This is a genomic window from Bradyrhizobium sp. WSM4873 (assembly GCF_055811355.1).
Genome location: NZ_JBVVPS010000009.1, coordinates 1 through 18,276 on the forward strand (window position 1 = coordinate 1; position 18,276 = coordinate 18,276).

The 18,276-nt window shown below is 65.8% G+C and carries 19 protein-coding genes; 16 read left to right on the forward strand and 3 right to left on the reverse strand.

Translation table 11 applies throughout. The features are described from left to right. The first annotated feature begins 379 nt into the window (after positions 1 to 379). Genes AC0L21_RS14480 through lpxK form a run of 6 tightly spaced genes read left to right on the forward strand, consistent with a single transcriptional unit; the run spans position 380 to position 5,919 of the window. The gene (locus AC0L21_RS14480; RefSeq protein WP_473262539.1) at positions 380 to 1,783 is read left to right on the forward strand and encodes a TldD/PmbA family protein; all 1,404 of its coding nucleotides are present in this window, start codon (positions 380 to 382) and stop codon (positions 1,781 to 1,783) included. Further along, on the forward strand, positions 1,770 to 2,588 hold the full coding sequence (locus AC0L21_RS14485) for an inositol monophosphatase family protein (RefSeq protein WP_473262540.1): 819 nt from the start codon (positions 1,770 to 1,772) through the stop codon (positions 2,586 to 2,588). Before AC0L21_RS14480 ends, AC0L21_RS14485 begins: the two co-directional genes overlap by 14 nt. A 60-nt stretch (positions 2,589 to 2,648) precedes the next feature. After that, positions 2,649 to 2,891 (forward strand): DUF4170 domain-containing protein, encoded by a 243-nt coding sequence (locus AC0L21_RS14490; RefSeq protein ID WP_007596929.1) that lies wholly within the window; start codon positions 2,649 to 2,651, stop codon positions 2,889 to 2,891. Beyond that, positions 2,888 to 3,601, forward strand: a complete 714-nt coding sequence (locus tag AC0L21_RS14495) for a lysophospholipid acyltransferase family protein (protein WP_027520420.1) — start codon at positions 2,888 to 2,890, stop codon at positions 3,599 to 3,601. Before AC0L21_RS14490 ends, AC0L21_RS14495 begins: the two co-directional genes overlap by 4 nt. Continuing rightward, positions 3,564 to 4,910: a 3-deoxy-D-manno-octulosonic acid transferase gene (locus tag AC0L21_RS14500; protein WP_473262541.1), complete on the forward strand. Its 1,347-nt coding sequence runs from the start codon at positions 3,564 to 3,566 to the stop codon at positions 4,908 to 4,910. Before AC0L21_RS14495 ends, AC0L21_RS14500 begins: the two co-directional genes overlap by 38 nt. Next, complete coding sequence (gene lpxK, locus AC0L21_RS14505; RefSeq protein ID WP_473262542.1) at positions 4,903 to 5,919, forward strand: tetraacyldisaccharide 4'-kinase; 1,017 nt, start codon at positions 4,903 to 4,905, stop codon at positions 5,917 to 5,919. The genes AC0L21_RS14500 and lpxK overlap by 8 nt, the downstream gene beginning before the upstream one ends. A gap of 212 nt (positions 5,920 to 6,131) precedes the next feature. Here the strand turns inward: lpxK and AC0L21_RS14510 are convergent, their stop codons facing one another. Further along, positions 6,132 to 6,359 (reverse strand): DUF2093 domain-containing protein, encoded by a 228-nt coding sequence (locus AC0L21_RS14510; protein ID WP_007596922.1) that lies wholly within the window; start codon positions 6,357 to 6,359, stop codon positions 6,132 to 6,134. A 174-nt stretch (positions 6,360 to 6,533) separates the two neighbouring features. On the opposite strand from AC0L21_RS14510, the gene AC0L21_RS14515 reads away from it, so the two are divergent. Together AC0L21_RS14515 and AC0L21_RS14520 are read left to right on the forward strand one after the other, a co-directional pair. Then, the gene (locus tag AC0L21_RS14515; protein ID WP_473262543.1) at positions 6,534 to 7,358 is read left to right on the forward strand and encodes a dienelactone hydrolase family protein; all 825 of its coding nucleotides are present in this window, start codon (positions 6,534 to 6,536) and stop codon (positions 7,356 to 7,358) included. 71 nt (positions 7,359 to 7,429) lie between these two features. Beyond that, the gene (locus tag AC0L21_RS14520; protein ID WP_473262544.1) at positions 7,430 to 7,594 is read left to right on the forward strand and encodes a hypothetical protein; all 165 of its coding nucleotides are present in this window, start codon (positions 7,430 to 7,432) and stop codon (positions 7,592 to 7,594) included. Between the two features lie 351 nt (positions 7,595 to 7,945). Here the strand turns inward: AC0L21_RS14520 and xseA are convergent, their stop codons facing one another. After that, on the reverse strand, positions 7,946 to 9,565 hold the full coding sequence (gene xseA, locus AC0L21_RS14525; protein ID WP_473262545.1) for an exodeoxyribonuclease VII large subunit: 1,620 nt from the start codon (positions 9,563 to 9,565) through the stop codon (positions 7,946 to 7,948). 137 nt (positions 9,566 to 9,702) lie between these two features. Between xseA and AC0L21_RS14530 the strand changes: the two genes are divergently transcribed. From AC0L21_RS14530 to AC0L21_RS14555, 6 genes are all read left to right on the forward strand, one after another. Further along, entirely contained in the window at positions 9,703 to 10,812 is a 1,110-nt protein-coding gene (locus tag AC0L21_RS14530) for an alpha/beta hydrolase (RefSeq protein WP_473262546.1), read from the forward strand. After that, positions 10,809 to 11,363, forward strand: coding sequence for a hypothetical protein (locus AC0L21_RS14535; RefSeq protein ID WP_473262547.1), 555 nt, complete (start codon positions 10,809 to 10,811; stop codon positions 11,361 to 11,363). Before AC0L21_RS14530 ends, AC0L21_RS14535 begins: the two co-directional genes overlap by 4 nt. Beyond that, a complete protein-coding gene (locus AC0L21_RS14540) occupies positions 11,363 to 11,662 on the forward strand; it encodes a winged helix-turn-helix domain-containing protein (RefSeq protein ID WP_473262548.1) in 300 nt (99 codons plus the stop codon). Before AC0L21_RS14535 ends, AC0L21_RS14540 begins: the two co-directional genes overlap by 1 nt. A gap of 50 nt (positions 11,663 to 11,712) precedes the next feature. Beyond that, on the forward strand, positions 11,713 to 12,264 hold the full coding sequence (locus tag AC0L21_RS14545; RefSeq protein ID WP_473262549.1) for a hypothetical protein: 552 nt from the start codon (positions 11,713 to 11,715) through the stop codon (positions 12,262 to 12,264). Between the two features lie 468 nt (positions 12,265 to 12,732). Then, positions 12,733 to 14,016: a phosphoribosylamine--glycine ligase gene (gene purD, locus AC0L21_RS14550; RefSeq protein WP_473262551.1), complete on the forward strand. Its 1,284-nt coding sequence runs from the start codon at positions 12,733 to 12,735 to the stop codon at positions 14,014 to 14,016. Between the two features lie 75 nt (positions 14,017 to 14,091). Next, entirely contained in the window at positions 14,092 to 14,997 is a 906-nt protein-coding gene (locus AC0L21_RS14555; protein ID WP_473262552.1) for an alpha/beta fold hydrolase, read from the forward strand. Here AC0L21_RS14555 and AC0L21_RS14560 read toward each other — a convergent pair. Continuing rightward, entirely contained in the window at positions 14,994 to 15,452 is a 459-nt protein-coding gene (locus AC0L21_RS14560; RefSeq protein ID WP_007596901.1) for a nucleoside deaminase, read from the reverse strand. The genes AC0L21_RS14555 and AC0L21_RS14560 overlap by 4 nt on opposite strands. A 120-nt stretch (positions 15,453 to 15,572) precedes the next feature. Between AC0L21_RS14560 and AC0L21_RS14565 the strand changes: the two genes are divergently transcribed. Together AC0L21_RS14565 and rsmD are read left to right on the forward strand one after the other, a co-directional pair. Next, complete coding sequence (locus AC0L21_RS14565) at positions 15,573 to 17,714, forward strand: pseudouridine synthase (protein WP_473262553.1); 2,142 nt, start codon at positions 15,573 to 15,575, stop codon at positions 17,712 to 17,714. Positions 17,715 to 17,716: 2 nt separating this feature from the next. After that, positions 17,717 to 18,271 carry a 16S rRNA (guanine(966)-N(2))-methyltransferase RsmD gene (rsmD, locus tag AC0L21_RS14570; protein WP_473262554.1) on the forward strand — a complete coding sequence of 185 codons (555 nt, stop codon included), beginning with the start codon at positions 17,717 to 17,719 and terminating at the stop codon, positions 18,269 to 18,271. Positions 18,272 to 18,276 lie beyond the last annotated feature (5 nt).

Consider the following 18,276-nt stretch of genomic DNA (forward strand, 5'->3'; position numbering starts at 1 on the left):
CCCCCCCCCCCCCCCCCCCGCCCCCCCCCCCCCCCCCCCCCCCCCCCCCCCCCCCCCCCCCCCCCCCCCCCCCCCCGGCGGGAGCGATCCCGCTTGTTGCTGTTTGACGCCTCACGGCTTTAGTTCTCCCCGCCGGGATTATGTTCCCGGTCGATGCGAGGACCTTAGCGCGCGCCTTTCCGAAACCGCTTAAAAAGGCTGGTTAATCCAACCTCACCGCCGCGCATGATTGACAAGACCTTGGCGCGCATGATTGACGAGACGTTGCGCGCAAGGTGCGAATCTGAGCTTTTGGTGCGCTGAAAATGCTTGAAGTCCGCGCGATCAGGGCACATCTGTGGGTTCCGGTCCCGCAGCCCGCCCCAACAGGATTTCGTTTGTGAACCCTTCACCAAGCTCGACGCTTTCGCCCAAGGATTCGTCCACAGCCAGCCGCGACCTGTTCGACCAGTCTGCGCTCTCCGATCTCGCGCAGCGGCTGGTGGAGGCTGCCCGGCGCGCCGGCGCGGATGCGGCCGATGCGGTCGCCGTGCGTGGCGTCTCGCAAGGCGTCGAGGTGCGCGACGGCCGGGTCGAGGAATCCGAACGTTCCGAGGGCGACGATGTCGGCTTGCGCGTGCTGGTCGGCCGGCGCCAGGCGGTGGTCTCGACCAACGACGCCAGCGGCGATGCCGTGACCAAGCTTGCCGAGCGAGCGGTTGCGATGGCGCGCGTCGCGCCCGACGACAAATATGTCGGCCTTGCCGATCCGGCACTGCTCGCGCGCGACTTCCCCGATCTCGATCTGCTCGACCCTGATGTGCCCGCCACCTCGGAACTCGAGCGCCGCGCGCTCGAAGCCGAGGCCGCGGCGCTCGCTGTGAAGGGCGTGACCAAATCCGGCGGCGCCTCGGCTTCCGCCGGCATGGGCGGCATGGTGCTCGTCACCAGCACCGGCTTCCACGGCTCTTATCTGCGGTCCAGCCAGGGCATCTCCGCCACCGCCATTGTCGGCGACGGGACCGGCATGGAGCGCGACTACGATTTCACCTCGGCGCCGCATGGTGCAGACCTCTTGTCACCGGAGATCGTCGGCCGTTCCGCGGGCGAGCGCACCGTGGCCCGCGCCAATCCGCGCAAGGTCGAGACTTGCAAGGTGCCCGTGGTGTTCGATCCGCGCGTCGCGGGCTCGCTGGTCGGTCACGTCGTCGGCGCCATCAATGGCGCTTCGATCGCGCGCAAGACCAGCTTTCTGAAGGACAAGCTCGGCCAGCAGCTGTTCGCCAAGAACATCCGCATCATCGACGATCCCCTGCGCAAACGCGGCCTGCGCTCGCAGACGTTCGACGCCGAAGGCGTCGCCGTGAAGAAGATCGCGCTGATCGACGAAGGCGTGCTGACGACCTGGCTGCTCGATTGCGCCACCGCGCGTGAGCTCGGTCTCACCACCACCGGTCACGCCCATCGCGGCGTCTCCTCCTCGCCGTCGCCCGGGCCGTATAATCTGCATCTTGAACCCGGCACGCCCACGCCGGCCGAACTGATCTCCGACATCAAGCAGGGGTTCTACGTCACCGATCTGATCGGCTCGGGCGTCAACGGCGTGACCGGCGATTACAGCCGCGGCGCCTCCGGCTTCTGGATCGAGAACGGCGAACTCACCTATCCCGTGAGCGAGGTGACGATCGCCGGCCATCTGTTCGAGATCTTCAAGTCGATGCAGCCGGCGAACAATCTCGAGTTCCGCTACGGCGTCAATGCGCCGACCGTGCGCATCGAGGGTTTGACGCTTGGCGGACGTTGACGCGAACGCAACAGGTGAAGCCATCCTGACGCGCGACGCGGCGCTGCTGCAAGATACGGTGCGGGAGGCGGGCGCACTGGCGCAGTCGATGTTCCGCACCGAGCTGAAGAAGTGGACCAAGGGCGCGTCCTCGCCGGTCTCGGAAGCCGACATTGCCGTCAACGATCTCCTGGAATCGCGCCTGCGCGCGGCGACGCCCGACTATGGTTGGCTGTCGGAGGAGAGCGCCGACGACGAGGTGCGGCTGTCGCGGCGGCTGACCTGGATCGTCGATCCCATCGACGGCACCCGCAACTACCTCAATGGTCACGACGAATGGTGCGTCAGCGTCGCGCTGGTCGAGGATGCCTCGCCGGTGCTTGCTGCGGTGTTCGCACCGACGAGCGATGAGTTCTTCTTCGCCGCCCGCGGCCAGGGCACGACCCTCAACCAGGTGCCGGTGCGGGCGACGGCGGGATCCGAGCTCGACTTCTCGCGGGTCGCGGGTCCGAAGCCCCTGGTCGAGCGCCTGAAGCCCTCACTGGGCGAGATCAAGCTGCATCCGCGAATCGGTTCGCTCGCGCTGCGTCTGTGCCGGGTCGCCCATGGCGCGCTCGATGCGGCTTTTGCGGGCGGCAACAGTCATGATTGGGACCTTGCCGCGGCCGATTTGATCGTGCAGGAAGCCGATGGTAGGATGAGCGATCTCTCCGGAGATCCCATCCTCTATAACCGCCGGCAAGTCACGCATGGGGTGCTGGTGGCAGCGGGTCGCGATCGTCATGCGAACATTGTTTCGCATTTTCGAAACCGCCCCTTGCCGTGAAGCGCTTTCTCGTGCTTGTCGAACACTGCTTTGCCGGGCAGCCCGTTAGGAACAGAACCGATGCCAGATAGTGCCCCGCAACAACTGCTCCACCTCGTCGTCGGCGGCGAGCTCGTCGATCTCGAGCACAACACCTTCAAGAACCTCGACGACGTCGAGATCGTCGGCCTCTATCCGAACTATGCGACCGCGCACGCCGCCTGGCGCGCCAAGGCGCAGAGCACGGTCGACAACGCGCAGATGCGCTATTTCATCGTCCATCTCCACCGGCTGCTCGACCCGAATCAAGAACCGGCGCGTTGAAAAAGCTGCTTCGCAATACGCTGAGGAGCAGCTTCGTTCAGCGCGCCGTCGGAATCCTGGCGGCGGAATATCTGCGTCTGGTCTGGCGGACGAACAAATTCACGTTCGATCCGCCCGACGTCTATGACCGTGTCGAGCCGCAGATCCCGGCGATCTTCGCGTTCTGGCACGGCCAGCATTTCCTCACCCCCTTCATCAAGAACAAGGACTGGTACAAGGCCAGGGTCCTGATCTCCCGTCACCGCGACGGCGAGTTCAACGCGATTGCCGCCGAGCGGCTCGGCATCGGCACCATCCGCGGGTCCGGCGACCATGGCGGCGCGTTTCATCGGAAGGGCGGGGTCGGCGCCTTCAAGGAAATGGTGCGGACGCTCCAGGACGGTTGTAATGTCGCGCTGACCGCCGACGTCCCCAAGCGCTCGCGCGTGGCCGGGCTCGGCATCATCATGCTGGCACGGGAATCGGGGCGGCCGATCATGCCTTTTGCGATGGCGACCAGCCGCTTCGTCCGGCTCAAGAACTGGGATCGCACCACCATCAACCTGCCGTTCGGGCGGGGCGCATTGGTCGGCATCAAGGAAATCCACGTTCCGCCGGACGCGAACGCCGCCACCATGGAAGCGCTGCGGCTCGAGCTGGAGGAGACCTTGAACGAGGCGACCCGCCGCGCCTATGCGCAACTCGGCCGGCCGGGACCTGCAGATGCCTAAATCGCTGCCCGGCTCGCTGCCGTTGACGCTGCGGATGTACCGGCGCCTGGCGCGCGGCCTGGTGCCGCTCGCGCCTGTGCTGATCAAGCGGCGCCTGAAGCAGGGCAAGGAAGATCCCGCGCGCGTCGGCGAACGGCGGGGCCTGTCCCGGGACGTGCGGCCGCATGGTCCGCTGGTCTGGATTCACGGCGCCAGCGTCGGTGAGGTCCTCGCCGCGGCGGCACTGATCGAGCGCCTGCGCGATCTGAACCTGCGCATTCTGCTCACCTCGGGCACCGTCACGTCGGCTGCCATTGTCGCAAAGCGTTTTCCGCCCGACGTCATCCATCAATACGTGCCGTATGATTCCCCGCGTTATGTCGCGCGCTTCCTCGACCATTGGAAGCCGTCGCTGGCGTTGTTCATCGAATCCGATCTGTGGCCGAACCTGATCCTGGCGGGCGCCGCGCGCCGCGTGCCGATGGTGCTGATCAACGGGCGGATGTCGCCGCGCTCCTTCCCGCGCTGGCGCCGCATGCAAGGCACCATCTCGGCGCTGCTGTCGCGGTTCGACATTTGTCTGGCGCAGTCGAAGACCGATGCCCAGCGCTTCGCGGCGCTCGGCGGCCGCGACGTCGTCACCACGGGCAATCTCAAGCTCGACGTTCCGGCGCCGCCGGCCGATCCCGCCAAGCTCGAACGGCTGACGGCGATGACGCGCGGGCGTCCGATCATCGTCGCGGCCTCGACCCATCCGGGCGAGGAGGAGATGCTGGTGGCGGCGCATCGCAGCCTCAGCGGTTTCTTCCCGCAGCTCCTGACCGTGATCGTGCCGCGCCATCCGGATCGCGGCTCCTCGATCGCAGGCCTGATCACGGCGTCCGGCCTGAAGCCGGGCCTGCGCTCGCGCGACGAGCTGCCGACGGCGGCCACCGACGTTTACATCGCCGACACCATGGGCGAGCTCGGCCTGTTCTACCGCCTCTCGGACATCGTGTTCATGGGCGGATCGCTGATCCACCACGGCGGCCAGAATCCGATCGAAGCGATCAAGCTCGGCGCGGCCATCGTCCATGGTCCGCACGTCTTCAATTTCGCCGACGTCTACGAGGCGCTCGATCACAGCGGCGGCGCGCGCCAGGCCGACACGCAGGAACTGCTGATCAAGCAACTCGGTCAGCTGCTCGCCGATCCTGCCCTGCGCCAGAAGATCCAGCAGTCGGGCGCCGGCGTGGTCGAGGATCTCGGCGGCGCTCTCAACCGCACCATGACTGCGCTCGAGCCTTATCTTCTGCAGTTGCGGATCGAGATGGGGGCCGCCAATGCGTGAGCCGGCCTTCTGGTACCGGCCACGTTCGCTCGAATCGTACGCATTGGGGCCGCTGGGTGCGCTCTATGGCGCGATCACGGAACGGCGGATGCTGCGCGAGGGCGTCGACGCCGGCATCCCCGTGATCTGCGTCGGCAACTATCATGTCGGCGGCGCCGGCAAGACGCCGACCGTGCTGGCGCTGACGAAGCTCTTGCGCGAGCTCGGCGAGACGCCGGTGGTGCTCAGCCGCGGCTATGGCGGCAGCCTCAAGGGCCCGGTGATGGTCGACCGGATGCGTCACGCCGCGTCCGAAATCGGCGACGAGCCGCTGATGATGGCGCGCGACGTTCCTGTCACGGTTGCGCGCGACCGCCTCGACGGCGTCGTGCTGGCCAAATCGCAAGGCGCCACCGTGATCCTGATGGACGACGGTTTCCAGAACCCGCGTCTCCTCAAGGACACCTCGCTGATCGTGATCGACAGCGAGCGCGGCCTCGGCAACGGCAGGGTGTTTCCGGCCGGCCCCCTGCGTGCGCCGCTGAAGGCGCAGCTCGCGCGCACCGACGCGCTGGTCGTGATCGGCGGCGGCCGCGCCGCCGACGATGTCGCCGCCGAGCTTGCCAGGCGCAACAAGCCGGTGCTGCGCGCGCGGCTGAAACCCGACGCCGGATCGGTCGCAAGACTGCTGGGCAAGCCGGTGTTCGCGTTCGCCGGCATCGGCGATCCCGAACGGTTCTTCCGCAGTTTGCGTGCCGGCGGTATCGAGCTCGCGCGCACGCGCTCCTTTGCCGACCATCACATGTTTTCGAACGACGAGATCGCAGCCCTCGCCGCAGAGGCGCGGCGCGAGCAGCAAACACTGGTCACGACGGAAAAGGATCTCGCGCGTCTGCACGGCCGCGAAGGCGTGCCCGATGGCATCGTGGCTTTCGCCGTCGAGCTCGAGTTCGACGACCCGGCTGCGCTCCGGCAATTGATCAGCGATCAGCTCTACAAGGCGCGCGAGCGGCGGTTTTCAAGGCGTTGAAACCCGTTGTCGTCCTGGCGAAAGCCAGGACCCATTGCCACCGAATTTAGTTTTGCGATTCACTGTGGCTCCGCCTGTGCCTCACATGCGCGGGCGGGGTAATGGGCCCTGGCTTTCGCCAGGGCGACGAGGACATTCACGCGACATTCATCGCGGGGCTCCTATCGATCTCACACGATCAGGAGACTTCAATGAAACAACCGCCCCCCGCCTCACGCTTGCGGCTTGGGCGCGCCCGGGTAATGCCGCTCGAGCACGGCGGCGGGCGTGGCGTAGGCTTCCTGCAAATCCACGCTCCAGTATTTCAACTCGTCGAGCGGGATGCGCGTATCGGTGATCGCGCAACGCACGAAGGTCCCCGGCGAGATCACGCGGAAATCGCCGTCGAGATACTGCACCTGCGCTTCGCCATGGCCCGAGGGGCCGAACTTGTTCAGCACGGTCGAAAGTCTCCGTGGAAGGCCGCTCCGGGATCACATGGAGGGCACGATGTGTTGGACGGGATGTAGCATAGATAGGGTGGCTTGTCCGCCCGGTAAACCCACCGGTTTGTGATGTTTTGGCGCCGTTTCCGCATGATAGTGCTTGAGCGAAGGATCCAACGGCAAAGTTCGATGCGCCTTCCGTTCAGCGCCCTGTTCCTGACCTTCCTGATCTCGGCCGCGCACGGCTCGCCGGCGCCGCAGCCGGTCGAGATACCGCTGGCGTCCGGCGTGCTGCATGCGCAGCTCTACAAGCCCGAGGGCACCGGGCCGTTTCCGACCGTGATCGCGCTCCACGGCTGCGGCGGTCTCGGTGGCCATTCCGATTCCGTGCTGCCGCGCTATCGCGACTGGGCCGAGCGGCTGCTCAGATCCGGCAATGCCGTCCTGCTTCCTGACAGCTACGGCTCGCGCGAGCTCGGGCCGCAATGCCGCGTCAAGGAGATGCACGTCAAGGCGCGGCGCGAACGCGTCACCGACATCGCGGCGTCGCGCGCCTGGTTGATGCGGCAGAGTTGGGTTGCGCGCGACCGCGTCAGCCTGATGGGCTGGGCCAATGGCGCCAGCGCGCTGCTCTGGGCCGTGCGTCCGCAAAACCTTGCGCGCGAAATGGGCCCGGATTTCCGCGCCGCGATCGCGTTCTACCCGGACTGCAGGATTTCCGCAGGCCTGGGCTGGAGCACACGGGTGCCGACGCTGGTGCTGATCGGCGGCAATGACGACGTCTCGTCGCCGCCGGCCTGCCGCCAGATGGTCGATGGTGCGCATGGCCGCAGCGCGCTCGCGCGCATCGTGGTCTATCCCGGCGCCTATCACGATTTCGACCGCGCCAACACGCCGCTGCATGCAGCGAGCGGCAGCCTTGATGCCGCCGCGCCCGAGCACGGCCATCTCGGCACCGATGCGGCCGCGCGCGCGGAGTCGCAGAAGGAAGTCGTGGAGTGGCTGGCGCGGTAGAGGGGGTCTCGTAGCCCGGAAGCCCGTGACGACGCCATCATTCGACCACGATGTCGATTAAACGCAATCCCATGCGCAACCGCCTCGTCCTGTTCACCTCCGCCCTGATCGTCTTCACGGTCGCGGTCTTCCTGTTCGAAGCCCATCTGTTCGAAGCCCATGCCGGCGCGCCGCAACTCGCGCCGGAACATTGCGGCTTCTGGACCACGATCGACGCGGGCTTGTCCTGCCGGTAGGGCGGCGCCAATCCATCACCGTCACCCTGAGGTGGCCGCTTCTTCAGCGGCCCTCGAAGGGCGACGGCCCGGCTCCATCGCGGCCGCTCATCCTTCGAGGCTCACCACGCGACGCGTTGCGTCGCATGGTTCGCACCTCAGGATGACGGGTCTGAATGGGCTGCGCTCGCAATGACGAGGTTGGGACCTCTCCCAGCGTCGTCCTGGCGAAAGCCAGGACCCATTACCCCAGGGAGGTGTTTGGCGAAGATTGGTCGTTCGGGACTGACACCACGCGTACCCGATAGACCTCGCGGTATGGGTCCTGGCTTTCGCCAGGACGACGGCGAGAATGTTGCGCCGCTGTCGCCTCTAAAACAAATTCCCCTGATCCACCGGCTTGCCCACGCGCTTCGGAGCTTGCTTGGCCTCCTGCGGCGTCTTCGCTTGCGAAGGCGCGCGCTTTGCCGTCGGTGTTGCACGATCCGCATCCGCGGTCGCACCCACGCGGCCATCCGCAAATTCGATCTCGACCCGTGCACCAGGCCCGATCGCATCCGCCGCATGCAGGGGATGGCCGGCCTCGTCGCGCACGAGCGCAAAGCCGCGCGCGAGCACGCCGCGATAGGACAACGCGGAGAGCAGCTTGCCGCTGTTCTCGACGCGGGCATCGAGCCGCTGCAACAGCGTGACCAGCGCGCGGCCCGCGCGCTCGGCAAGGCGATGCGTGCGCTCGCGCTGGCGCGCAATCGCGTTGCGCTGCGCCTGCGCATTGGAGAGCTTTGAGGCGCGCAAGCGCACCTCCAGCCCGGCAAAGCGGTCGCGCCGCCGTCGCAGCAGTGAGCGCGTGGACAGTCCGAGCCGTTCGCCGCACACGGTGAGGCGATGATCGGCCTGCGCGATCTGGCCGTGCAGCACCCGCAGCGTCAGCTTGGCGCCTGCGGCGGTGAACCTGCGGAAATGCGCATGGGTGTTGGCCTTGAGGCAGCGGGGCAGGGACGCACCCGCCGAATCCAGCCGCTGCCGCGGGATCGCCAGCAAATCTCCGGCGGCCGGCAGCGCACGCGCGGCCGCACGCAGTTCGTTGCGACGGCTCTCCTGGCTGCGCAGCCAACAGGCGCGGGTGCGTCGCCCGAGATCGCCGACCTCGACAAAGAGATCGCTGCGCACCGGCACGGCCATCTCGGCCGCCGCCGTCGGCGTCGGCGCGCGCTTGTCGGCGACGAAATCGATCAGCGTGATGTCGGTCTCGTGCCCCACGGCCGAGATCAGCGGGATCATGCTCTCGGCCGCGGCACGGACCACGATCTCCTCGTTGAACGACCAGAGGTCCTCCAGCGAGCCGCCGCCGCGCGCGACGATCAGCACGTCCGGGCGCGGGATCTTGCCGCCCTCCGGCAGCGCATTGAAGCCGCGGATCGCGGCCGCGACCTGCTCGGCCGAGCCTTCGCCCTGAACTTTCACCGGCCACACCAGCACGTGGCGGGGAAAGCGGTCCTCCAGCCGATGCAGGATGTCGCGGATCACGGCGCCGGTCGGCGAGGTCACCACGCCGATCACCCCCGGCAGCCAGGGCAGAAGCTGCTTGCGCGCCTCGTCGAACAGGCCCTCGGCGGCGAGCTTCCGCTTGCGCTCCTCCATCAGCGCCATCAGCGCGCCGATGCCGGCCGGCTCCAGCGCCTCGATCACGATCTGGTATTTCGAGGAGCCCGGATAGGTCGTGAGCTTGCCGGTGGCGATGACCTCGAGCCCCTCCTGGGGCTTGAAGCGCATGCGGCCGTGCACGCCCTTCCAGATCACCGCCTCGATCTTGGCGCTCTCGTCCTTGAGCGCGAAATAGCAATGGCCGGAGGAATGCGCCCCGCGGAAGCCGGAGATCTCGCCGCGGACCCGCACATGGCCATAGGTGTCCTCGACCGTCCGCTTCAGGGACTGCGAGAGCTCGGAAACGGTGAATTCGGGAGTGTTGAGCAGGGGTTCCGCTGAAGGCATCGGCAAACGATTCGGCATGTGGGGATCAGACCCGACGTTAAGGATTTTTGCAGCGCCGCGCCAATCCGGGGATTGACCGAGAGAGTACTCTGTAATATAGAGTTCTCTATAGTTGATTAGTTTGAGGGGAGTGGATCATGGCAATTCGATTGCTGCGCGGCGTCTTGAGCGGGCTGAAATGGGCCCTGTGTGCGGTCGGCGGCGTGGCGCTGATCCTGGCCGTGATGATCGCAACGCCGCTGGAGCGGCCGCCGGAGATGCGATCGGTCTCCGACTCCGCCAAGGGCATCGACTGGACCACCCTCCCGCCCCTGGAGCGCTTCCAGGCCCGCGACGGCACCTGGATCGGCTTCCGCCACTACGCTGCCAAAGCGTTTTCAAGCGAAGTGGAAGCCGGTTCGCGTGAAGAAAACGCGTCAAAACAAGAATCCGGAGCCCCGTTCCGATCCCATCGGAACGGAAATGGCTCCGGTCCTGCAACCGGCCGGGGCGCGATCTTCATCCACGGCTCGTCCGGCTCCAGCGGCACCGTCAATCATGCCCTGACCCATGCCATCGCCTCGCGCGGCGTGGAGACCTGGGCGCTCGACATCCGCGGCCATGGCGGCTCCGGCACGCGCGGCGACATCGGCTATGTCGGCCAGCTCGAGGACGACCTCGTCGATTTCGTCGCCGAGGTGCGCAAGACCGCGCCGGAGCTGCCGCTCACCTTGATCGGCCATTCCGCCGGCGCCGGCTTCTCGCTGCGCGTCGCCGCGACGCCGATCATGCAGGACATGTTCGTGCGCACCGTGCTGCTCGCGCCTTATCTCGGCTATGACGCGCCGACCAACAAGCCGCATGCCGGCGGCTGGGCCAATGTCGACCTGCCGCGCTTCTTCGCGCTCGCCACGCTGCGCAAGCTCGGCATCGACTGCTGTTCGCAGCTTCCGGTGCTCGCTCTCGCCGTGCCCGCGACTTCCGCAAAATACCTCGTCGCCACCTATTCCGATCGCCTGACGCGCAATTTCGCGACGCGCGGCTATCGCATTGATCTTCCGGCGACCACACGTCCGGTCACGATCTTCGGGGGCGCCGAGGACGAGATGATGATCTCGGACAAGTATGCGGAGACCGTGCAGGCCATCAAACCGTCGGTCGACGTCAAGGTCATCGACGGCATCAACCATATGGGCATCGTCACCAACCCGAAGGCGATCTCGGTCATCGCCGACGATGTGGCGACGCGCGGGGCAGGGCAGTCATGATCGACAGCAAGGAAGCCTCCGCGGCGCTGGCCGATATCGACGACATCGTCCAGCGCGTGAAGCAATCGCAGCTCTATGAGCTGGCGAGCTTTGCTGCCGTCTGGTGGGGCGTCCTGGTGTTCGCGGCCAATCTCGTGACCTGGCTTTGGCCGGTCTATGCGGTCTACGCCTGGGTTGCCGCGGACGCGCTGGGCGCCGGCGGTCTGGTGGCGCTGCGCATTTTCAATCCGCCGCATCAGTCCCATGGCGCGGCCTTCAACGTCAGACTGCTTCTGGTGTTCGTGCTGTTCTTCGCCTTCGGCTATCTCTGCACCAATGTGCTCGGTCATTTCGGTCCGCGCCAGCTGGGCACGTTCTGGCCGCTCTACTTCATGCTGTTCTATTCGCTGGCGGGTCTCTGGTTCGGCTATGCCTTCATCGCGATCGGTCTCGGCATCTCCGCGCTGACACTGATCGGTTATTTCTACATCGGCGAGGCGTTTCCGCTCTGGATGGCCTTCGTCAACGGCGGAGGCCTGATCCTCGGCGGCCTCTGGATGCGGCGGATCTGATGGCCGAGCTCGACGACATCATCCACCAGCCGTTGCGCCTGAAGATCATGGCGGCGCTGAACGCGCTGCCGGCCACCGGTGGTTTGGAGTTTTCCCGGCTGAAAAAGCTCACCGGCGCCACCGACGGCAATCTCGGCGCGCATATCGAGACGCTGGCCAAGGCGGGCTACGTGTCAGTGGACAAAGCCTTCGTCGGCAAGAAGCCGCAGACCACGGTCACCGCGACGGCGGCGGGCCGCGGCGCGTTTGCAAGGCACGTCGCGACGCTGCAGGAGATCATTGCGGGGAAGCAGGGGTAAGCGGAACGACAGCCGGGATCTTACGTGCCGTACGGGCTGCACGTGCGAATATGAAAGCGCGGGCGTCGCAACCATTCGAATTGCGTTTCGAGGAAGAGGCCGATGCAATGTCGCTGATTGCAACTGAAGATTCCAAGCTCAGCGCGCTTCAGCATAAGCGTAAGGTGAAAGCTTTCGAGCGCCGAACCCTGATTGCCGCAAGGCAGGCGCGCTGGGAAAAAGGGGTCGAATTAATCTTGTGGTATGGAGGAGCGCTGTTCTCTGGCTCAGAGGACGCGATTGAGAAGGCCTGCTTAGTCGCCATTCGGAATTGGTTTGCGGTTGCCGCAACAAATGTCGTGAACCCCGGTGGGATGTATGAGGCATGGCATGAAGCGCTTTACCCATCCCATCCCATTGCGCTCAGCTTTTCTGCGGAAGGTGAATGGGAGGACCTCCCAAGGTCTCTAACGTTTCTGCCTTCGCGGACACTGGCTGAGAGCTTTGTGCCAAACCTAATTTCAAAGTACCTCCATTTACTCGAATTGAGCGAAGAGGCGTACCTCACCGAGCATCGCGACCTCATATTCGAAACCGATCATTGGTCCTACGGCTTCAAATGAAGACGAATTGGACGCTGTCCATTTGGGGCAGGGATGGCCGTTAGCTTGGGCCAGAAACGTGGCTTGGCGGTCGTCGAGCCAAGCATCTGTCCGGCTTCTTCAGGAGCACTTGGATGCACACCACTCCTTAGCCAAAACTGAACTAGTGAGCTCAGGCCTTCAACTCGACCATTCGCTGCGTGGATCGCTGGACCTATGCCGAAATGGATCGCTCAAATTCCTAGGAAAGCGTTGATCCTCTGCTCCGGCTGTATCTATCTCTCAAAATTGCAATACGGTTCAATGGCATGGGCCTTGTGATGGTCGATCAGAGTCATCAAGACATCACGTAGAATTTCCACGGCGCCACAGGTTGGAACGGACGAATGCAACTACATGCGCCCAAGGGCTCGGGCCATGCCCCCCTTCACACCCACCCCGATTCATGCGAACTCCACCCTCAGCCAAACCCCTCATTCTGAGCCTTCGATGCACATTCTCCTGCTCGGTTCCGGCGGCCGCGAACATGCTCTGGCGTGGAAGATCGCAGCCTCTCCCCTGGTGACCAAATTCTGGTGCGCGCCGGGCAATGCCGGGATCGCGCGCGAGGCGGAATGCGTGGCGCTTGATGTCGCCGACCATGCCGCGGTGATCGACTTCTGCAAGGCGAATGCGGTCGAGCTCGTGGTGGTCGGGCCGGAGACGCCGCTGGCGGCCGGGATCGTCGATGACCTCACCGCCGCCGGCATCAAGGCGTTCGGGCCGGACAGGATCCCAGCCCAGCTCGAAAGCTCGAAGGGCTTCACCAAGGCGCTGTGCACCGAGTTCGGCATTCCGACCGGCGCCTACAAGCGCTTCACCAACGCCGCCGATGCGCGTGCTTACGTCCAGAGCCAGGGCGCGCCGATCGTGGTCAAGGCCGACGGTCTCGCCGCCGGCAAGGGCGTCGTCGTCGCCAAGTCGGTGCGCGAGGCGGAGGACGCCATCGCCATGATGTTCGACGGCACCTTTGGCGAGGCCGGCGCCGAGGTCGTGATCGAGGAGTTTCTCGCAGGCCGCGAGATCAGCTTCTTCGCGCTGTGCGACGGCGAGACCGCCATTCCGCTGGCATCCGCCCAGGACCACAAGCGCGTGTTCGACCATGACGTCGGTCCGAACACCGGCGGCATGGGCGCCTATTCGCCGACGCCGCTGGTCACGCCCGCGATCCATGACGCGATCATGGCCAAGATCATCAGGCCTACGGTATCAGGCATGAAGCAGCGCGGCACGCCGTTTCGCGGCATCCTCTACGCCGGCATCATGCTGACGACGCAGGGCCCAAAACTGTTCGAGTTCAACGTGCGCTTCGGCGATCCCGAGTGCCAGGTGCTGATGCTGCGGATGATGTCGGACATCGTGCCGGCCTTCCTCGCCGCCTGCGACGGGCAGTTGAAGAACTTCGACCTGCGCTGGCATCCGGAGGCCGCGCTCACGGTGGTGATGGCGGCGAAGGGCTATCCCGGCGACTATCAGAAAGGCACGCGGATCGAGGGGCTCGATGACGCCTCAGAGGTCGAGACCGCCGAGATCTTCCATGCCGGCACGGTCGAGAAGGACGGCGCCATCCTCGCCAATGGCGGCCGCGTGCTCAATGTCTGCGCGCTCGGCAAGTCCGTGACGGAAGCGCAAGCGCGCGCCTACCAGGCCGTCGACCGCATCAACTGGCCGGAAGGTTTCTGCCGCCGCGACATCGGCTGGCAGGCGGTGGACGCCGAGAAGGCCAGGGGCTGACATAAAAATTATATAAGAAAATCAAAGGCATCCCTACTGTGCATGGGGTTGTTTCGACGTTTGAGAGGAGGAACCATGTCCGACCTCGCCGACCTCTATCCCGGCTTCGCCTCCGAATGGATCAACACCTCCTTCGGCCGCATCTTCGCCCGCATCGGCGGCAAGGGACCGCCGCTGCTGCTGCTGCACGGCTTCTCCGAGACCAACGTGATGTGGCACCGCGTCGCGCCGCAGCTGGCCGACCAGTTCACGCTGATCATCGCCGATCTGCCCGGCTACGGCTGGTCCGACATGCCCGAGAGCGACGCGCTGCACATCCCCTACAGCAAGCGGGCGATGGCCAAGGCCATGGTCGAGGCGATGGAGCAACTCGGCCACGTGCACTTCGCGCTCGCCGGCCACGATCGCGGCGGCCGCGTCTCGTATCGGCTGGCGCTCGATCATCCGGGCCGGCTGTCGAAGCTTGCGGTGCTCGATATCCTGCCGACCTATAATTACTGGGAGCGGATGAACCGCGCCTACGCGCTGAAGATCTATCACTGGACTTTTCTGGCGCAGCCGGCCCCGTTGCCGGAAACGCTGATTTCGAGCAATGGCGAGTTTTTCCTGCGCTTCAAGATGGCGAGCCAGACCAAATCGAAGACGCTGGATGCCATCGACGCGCGCGCGCTCGAACACTACATCGCCCCGTTCCGCGATCCCGCCCGCGTCCACGCGATGTGCGAGGATTATCGCGCCGGCGCCTATTTCGACTACGATCTCGACAAGGCTGATTTCGAGGCCGGCAAGAAGATCACCATTCCGATGCTGGCGCTGTGGGGCAACGCAGGCGTGGCGCAAGCCGCCGCCACCCCGCTCGACATCTGGAAGCAATGGGCCACCAACGTGGAAGGCATGCCGGTGGATTCCGGCCACTTCCTCACCGAGGAGAACCCCGACGTCACCGCAAAGGCGCTGCGCGAGTTCTTTGCCGCGCCTTAGCGCCGCTCCCGAAAGAAGTCCTTGAGCAGCCGCGCCGCTTCGCTTTCGCCGACCCCGGAATAGACATCCGGGACGTGATGGCAGGTCGGCGAGGTGAAGAACCGCACGCCTGATTCAACCGCGCCGCCCTTGGGATCGGCGGCGCCGTAATACAGGCGCCTCACCCTTGCAAACGAGATCGCGCCCGCACACATGGTGCAGGGCTCCAGCGTCACGTAGAGGTCGCAGTCGACCAGGCGCTCGCTGCCGATCTTTTTGGCCGCCTCGCGCAGCGCAACGATCTCGGCATGAGCCGTGGGGTCGTAGTCGGTCAGCGTCCGGTTCGCCGCGGTGGCGATGACCTCGTAATTGCGGACCACGACGCAACCGATCGGAACTTCGCCCGCCTTTCCGGCGTTTTCGGCCGTTTTGAGCGCCAAATCCATGAAAGAGGGGGCTTTCAAGCCTCGTATCATCGCGAGAAACCTGCTAGTAGCTGCGCCTTCAGCAGAAGTGCTTGACCGATTTTGCCTGAGCATGCGGCTCGAGACGAGCGCGCACAATGCTTTCTGGCCACCCCCTGAGTGAGATTATTCATGCCTCGCGACAGCGACAAAGACAACGATTCCCGCGGCCGGCGTGATCGCGGCCCGGCCAAGGGCGGCCGTTCCGGCAAGCCCCGCGGGCCCGACAAGAAGTTCGCCAAGCGCGGCTTCGAGGGCAAGGGCGACAGCCGCCCGCCCCGCGGCGACCGTGACAGCCGTCCGGTCCGCCGCCGCGAGGACGGTGATGCGCCCCGCCGCGATTTCGCCGACCGCCCGAAGTTCAATCGCCAAGACCGGCCGCGCGAAGACCGGCCGCGCGGCGAGGATCGTGGCGAGCGCAGCTTCAAGCCGCGTGGCGATCGGCCCTTCAAGCCGCGTGAAGACCGTCCGTTTTCCGATCGTCCGTCGCGCGACGGCGAGAAGCGCCCGTTCAAGCCCCGTGGCGACCGCCCATTTTCGGATCGCCCCTCGCGTGATGGCGACAAGCGGCCATTCAAGCCGCGCGGTGATCGCCCGTCCTATGGGCGTGATGACCGTCCGCCGCGCAGGGATCGCGACGAGTCCCGTCCGGCCGGCCGAACCGGTGACGCGAAGTTTGGCGACAAGCGACCTTACGCGCCGCGTGGCGACCGTCCGGAACGCAAGTTCGACGGCGAGCGGAAGTTTTCGCGCGGCGCACCGGACCGCAATCGGACCGAGCGCAGCGATTCAAAACCCTGGCAGAAGCGCGATGCGGCTCCGCGCGGCGACCGGCCGCCGCGCAAGGACTTCAGCAAGGGTCCGCGCAAGGATTTTGGCGGCAGCGACCGCGGTCAGGACAAGCCCTGGCAGAAGCGCGACGATCGGCAAGGCGGCGGCGACGACCGTCCGCGCTTTTCGCGTTCGCGCGACGATCGTCCATCGGGTGATCGTCCGTTCCGCGAGCGGCCCAAATTCGATCGTCCCAAGTTCGATCGTCCACGCGATGATCGTCCGAGGTTCGATCGCGGCGGCGACCGCCCGAAATTCGATCGTCCGCGCGAGCGCTCCGAGGGCCGCTCCGACTGGCACGAGCATCCCCGCAGCGAAGCTCGCTCCGGTGATCGTCCACGCCGCGAAAACGAGGACGAGAGCAGGATCTTCGAGAAGCGTCCGGCCTTCGGTGGCCGCGGCGCCTATCGCGAGCGCGATCGTGATTCCGAGCGGCGGCCGCGCCGCGAGGAAGAGGCCAAGCCGAAGAAGGCCGGCGAGCGTATCGCCAAGGTGCTGTCGCGTGCGGGCCTCGCCTCGCGCCGCGATGCCGAGGAGATGGTCACGCAGGGCCGCGTCAGCGTCAACGGGCGCGTGATCAACTCGCCGGCGCTCGACATCACCTCGAACGATGTCGTCACCATCGACGGCAAGCCGTTGCCGGAGCGTGAGCGCACGCGGCTGTTCCTCTATCACAAGCCGCGCGGCCTGATGACGACGCATGACGACCCCGAGGGACGTCCGACCGTGTTCGACAATCTGCCGGAAGGTCTGCCGCGGCTGATCTCGATCGGCCGGCTCGACTTCAACACCGAGGGCCTGCTGCTGCTCACCAATGATGGCGGGCTCGCGCGCACCCTCGAGCTGCCCGACACCGGCTGGCTACGCCGCTACCGTGTCCGCGCCCATGGCGACGTCACGCAGGCGCAGCTCGACGAACTGAAGAACGGCATCGAGATCGAGGGCGTCAAATATGGTCCGATCGACGCCACGCTGGAGCGTGACCAGGGCGCCAATGTCTGGCTGGTGTTCGCGATCCGCGAGGGCAAGAACCGCGAAGTGCGCAACGTCTGCGCTCATCTCGGACTCGAGGTGAACCGGTTGATCCGGGTCTCCTACGGCCCGTTCCAGCTCGGCGAGGTCCCGGAAGGCCAGGTCGAGGAGATCAAGTCCCGCGTGCTGCGCGACCAGCTCGGCGAAAAGATCATCGAGAAATCGGGCGCGCAGTTCGACGTGCCGCAGAAATCCGCCTCGCATGAGGGGGACGACGCGCCGCGCGAGAAGAAGCCGGCGAGCAAGCGCGGCGTGATCAATGACCGCAAGGGCCGTCGCGTACTGGTGCAGCGCACCGGCAGCGAGGAAGCGCGCGAGCGTAACGAGGCTGAGGCGAGCGGCTACGGTCCGCCGCGCCGTCCCAAGCGCGGCTATCACGGCAAGCGCGACCTGGCGCCGAAGGAGGACTGAGGTTGCGCGTCGTCGGCGGTCGATTGAAGGGGCGCAATCTGGCCTCACCGTCCTCGCGCGACATCCGCCCCACGGCGGACCGCCTGCGCGAGTCCGTGTTCAACATCCTCGTGCACGCCTATGACGATCCGATTGCGGATGCGCGCGTGCTCGATCTCTTCGCCGGCACCGGCGCGCTGGGCATCGAGGCCTCGTCACGCGGCGCGAAGTTCACGCTGTTCGTCGACAACGGCGCGGAAGCGCGCGCCCTGCTGCGGAACAATGTCGAGACGCTGGGCTTGGGTGGCGTGACAAAAGTCTATCGTCGAGACGCGACCGATCTCGGGCCTGCGCATCCGGTCGAGCCGTTCTCGCTGGTGTTCCTCGATCCGCCCTATGGCAACGGGTTTGCGGAGAAGGCGCTTGCGAGCTTGCGCGACGGCGGCTGGCTCACGCCGGGCGCGCTGCTCGTCGTGGAAGAGGCGAAGGCGGCGCAGTTCGTCACGCCGGAGGGCTTCGAGGAATTGGAGCGGCGCGCTTATGACGACACGGAGTTCGTGTTTTTGAAGCGGCCGTAACTTCG

Coding starts and splice junctions, on each gene's coding strand:
- xseA (WP_473262545.1), bottom strand. CDS start 9,565: ATGCCTTCAGCGGAACCCCTGCTCAACACTCCCGAATTCACCGTTTCC.
- AC0L21_RS14530 (WP_473262546.1), top strand. CDS start 9,703: ATGGCAATTCGATTGCTGCGCGGCGTCTTGAGCGGGCTGAAATGGGCC.
- AC0L21_RS14540 (WP_473262548.1), top strand. CDS start 11,363: ATGGCCGAGCTCGACGACATCATCCACCAGCCGTTGCGCCTGAAGATC.
- AC0L21_RS14560 (WP_007596901.1), bottom strand. CDS start 15,452: ATGATACGAGGCTTGAAAGCCCCCTCTTTCATGGATTTGGCGCTCAAA.
- AC0L21_RS14490 (WP_007596929.1), top strand. CDS start 2,649: ATGCCAGATAGTGCCCCGCAACAACTGCTCCACCTCGTCGTCGGCGGC.
- lpxK (WP_473262542.1), top strand. CDS start 4,903: ATGCGTGAGCCGGCCTTCTGGTACCGGCCACGTTCGCTCGAATCGTAC.
- AC0L21_RS14535 (WP_473262547.1), top strand. CDS start 10,809: ATGATCGACAGCAAGGAAGCCTCCGCGGCGCTGGCCGATATCGACGAC.
- purD (WP_473262551.1), top strand. CDS start 12,733: ATGCACATTCTCCTGCTCGGTTCCGGCGGCCGCGAACATGCTCTGGCG.
- AC0L21_RS14545 (WP_473262549.1), top strand. CDS start 11,713: ATGAAAGCGCGGGCGTCGCAACCATTCGAATTGCGTTTCGAGGAAGAG.
- AC0L21_RS14500 (WP_473262541.1), top strand. CDS start 3,564: ATGCGCAACTCGGCCGGCCGGGACCTGCAGATGCCTAAATCGCTGCCC.
- AC0L21_RS14520 (WP_473262544.1), top strand. CDS start 7,430: ATGCGCAACCGCCTCGTCCTGTTCACCTCCGCCCTGATCGTCTTCACG.
- AC0L21_RS14515 (WP_473262543.1), top strand. CDS start 6,534: ATGCGCCTTCCGTTCAGCGCCCTGTTCCTGACCTTCCTGATCTCGGCC.
- AC0L21_RS14555 (WP_473262552.1), top strand. CDS start 14,092: ATGTCCGACCTCGCCGACCTCTATCCCGGCTTCGCCTCCGAATGGATC.
- AC0L21_RS14565 (WP_473262553.1), top strand. CDS start 15,573: ATGCCTCGCGACAGCGACAAAGACAACGATTCCCGCGGCCGGCGTGAT.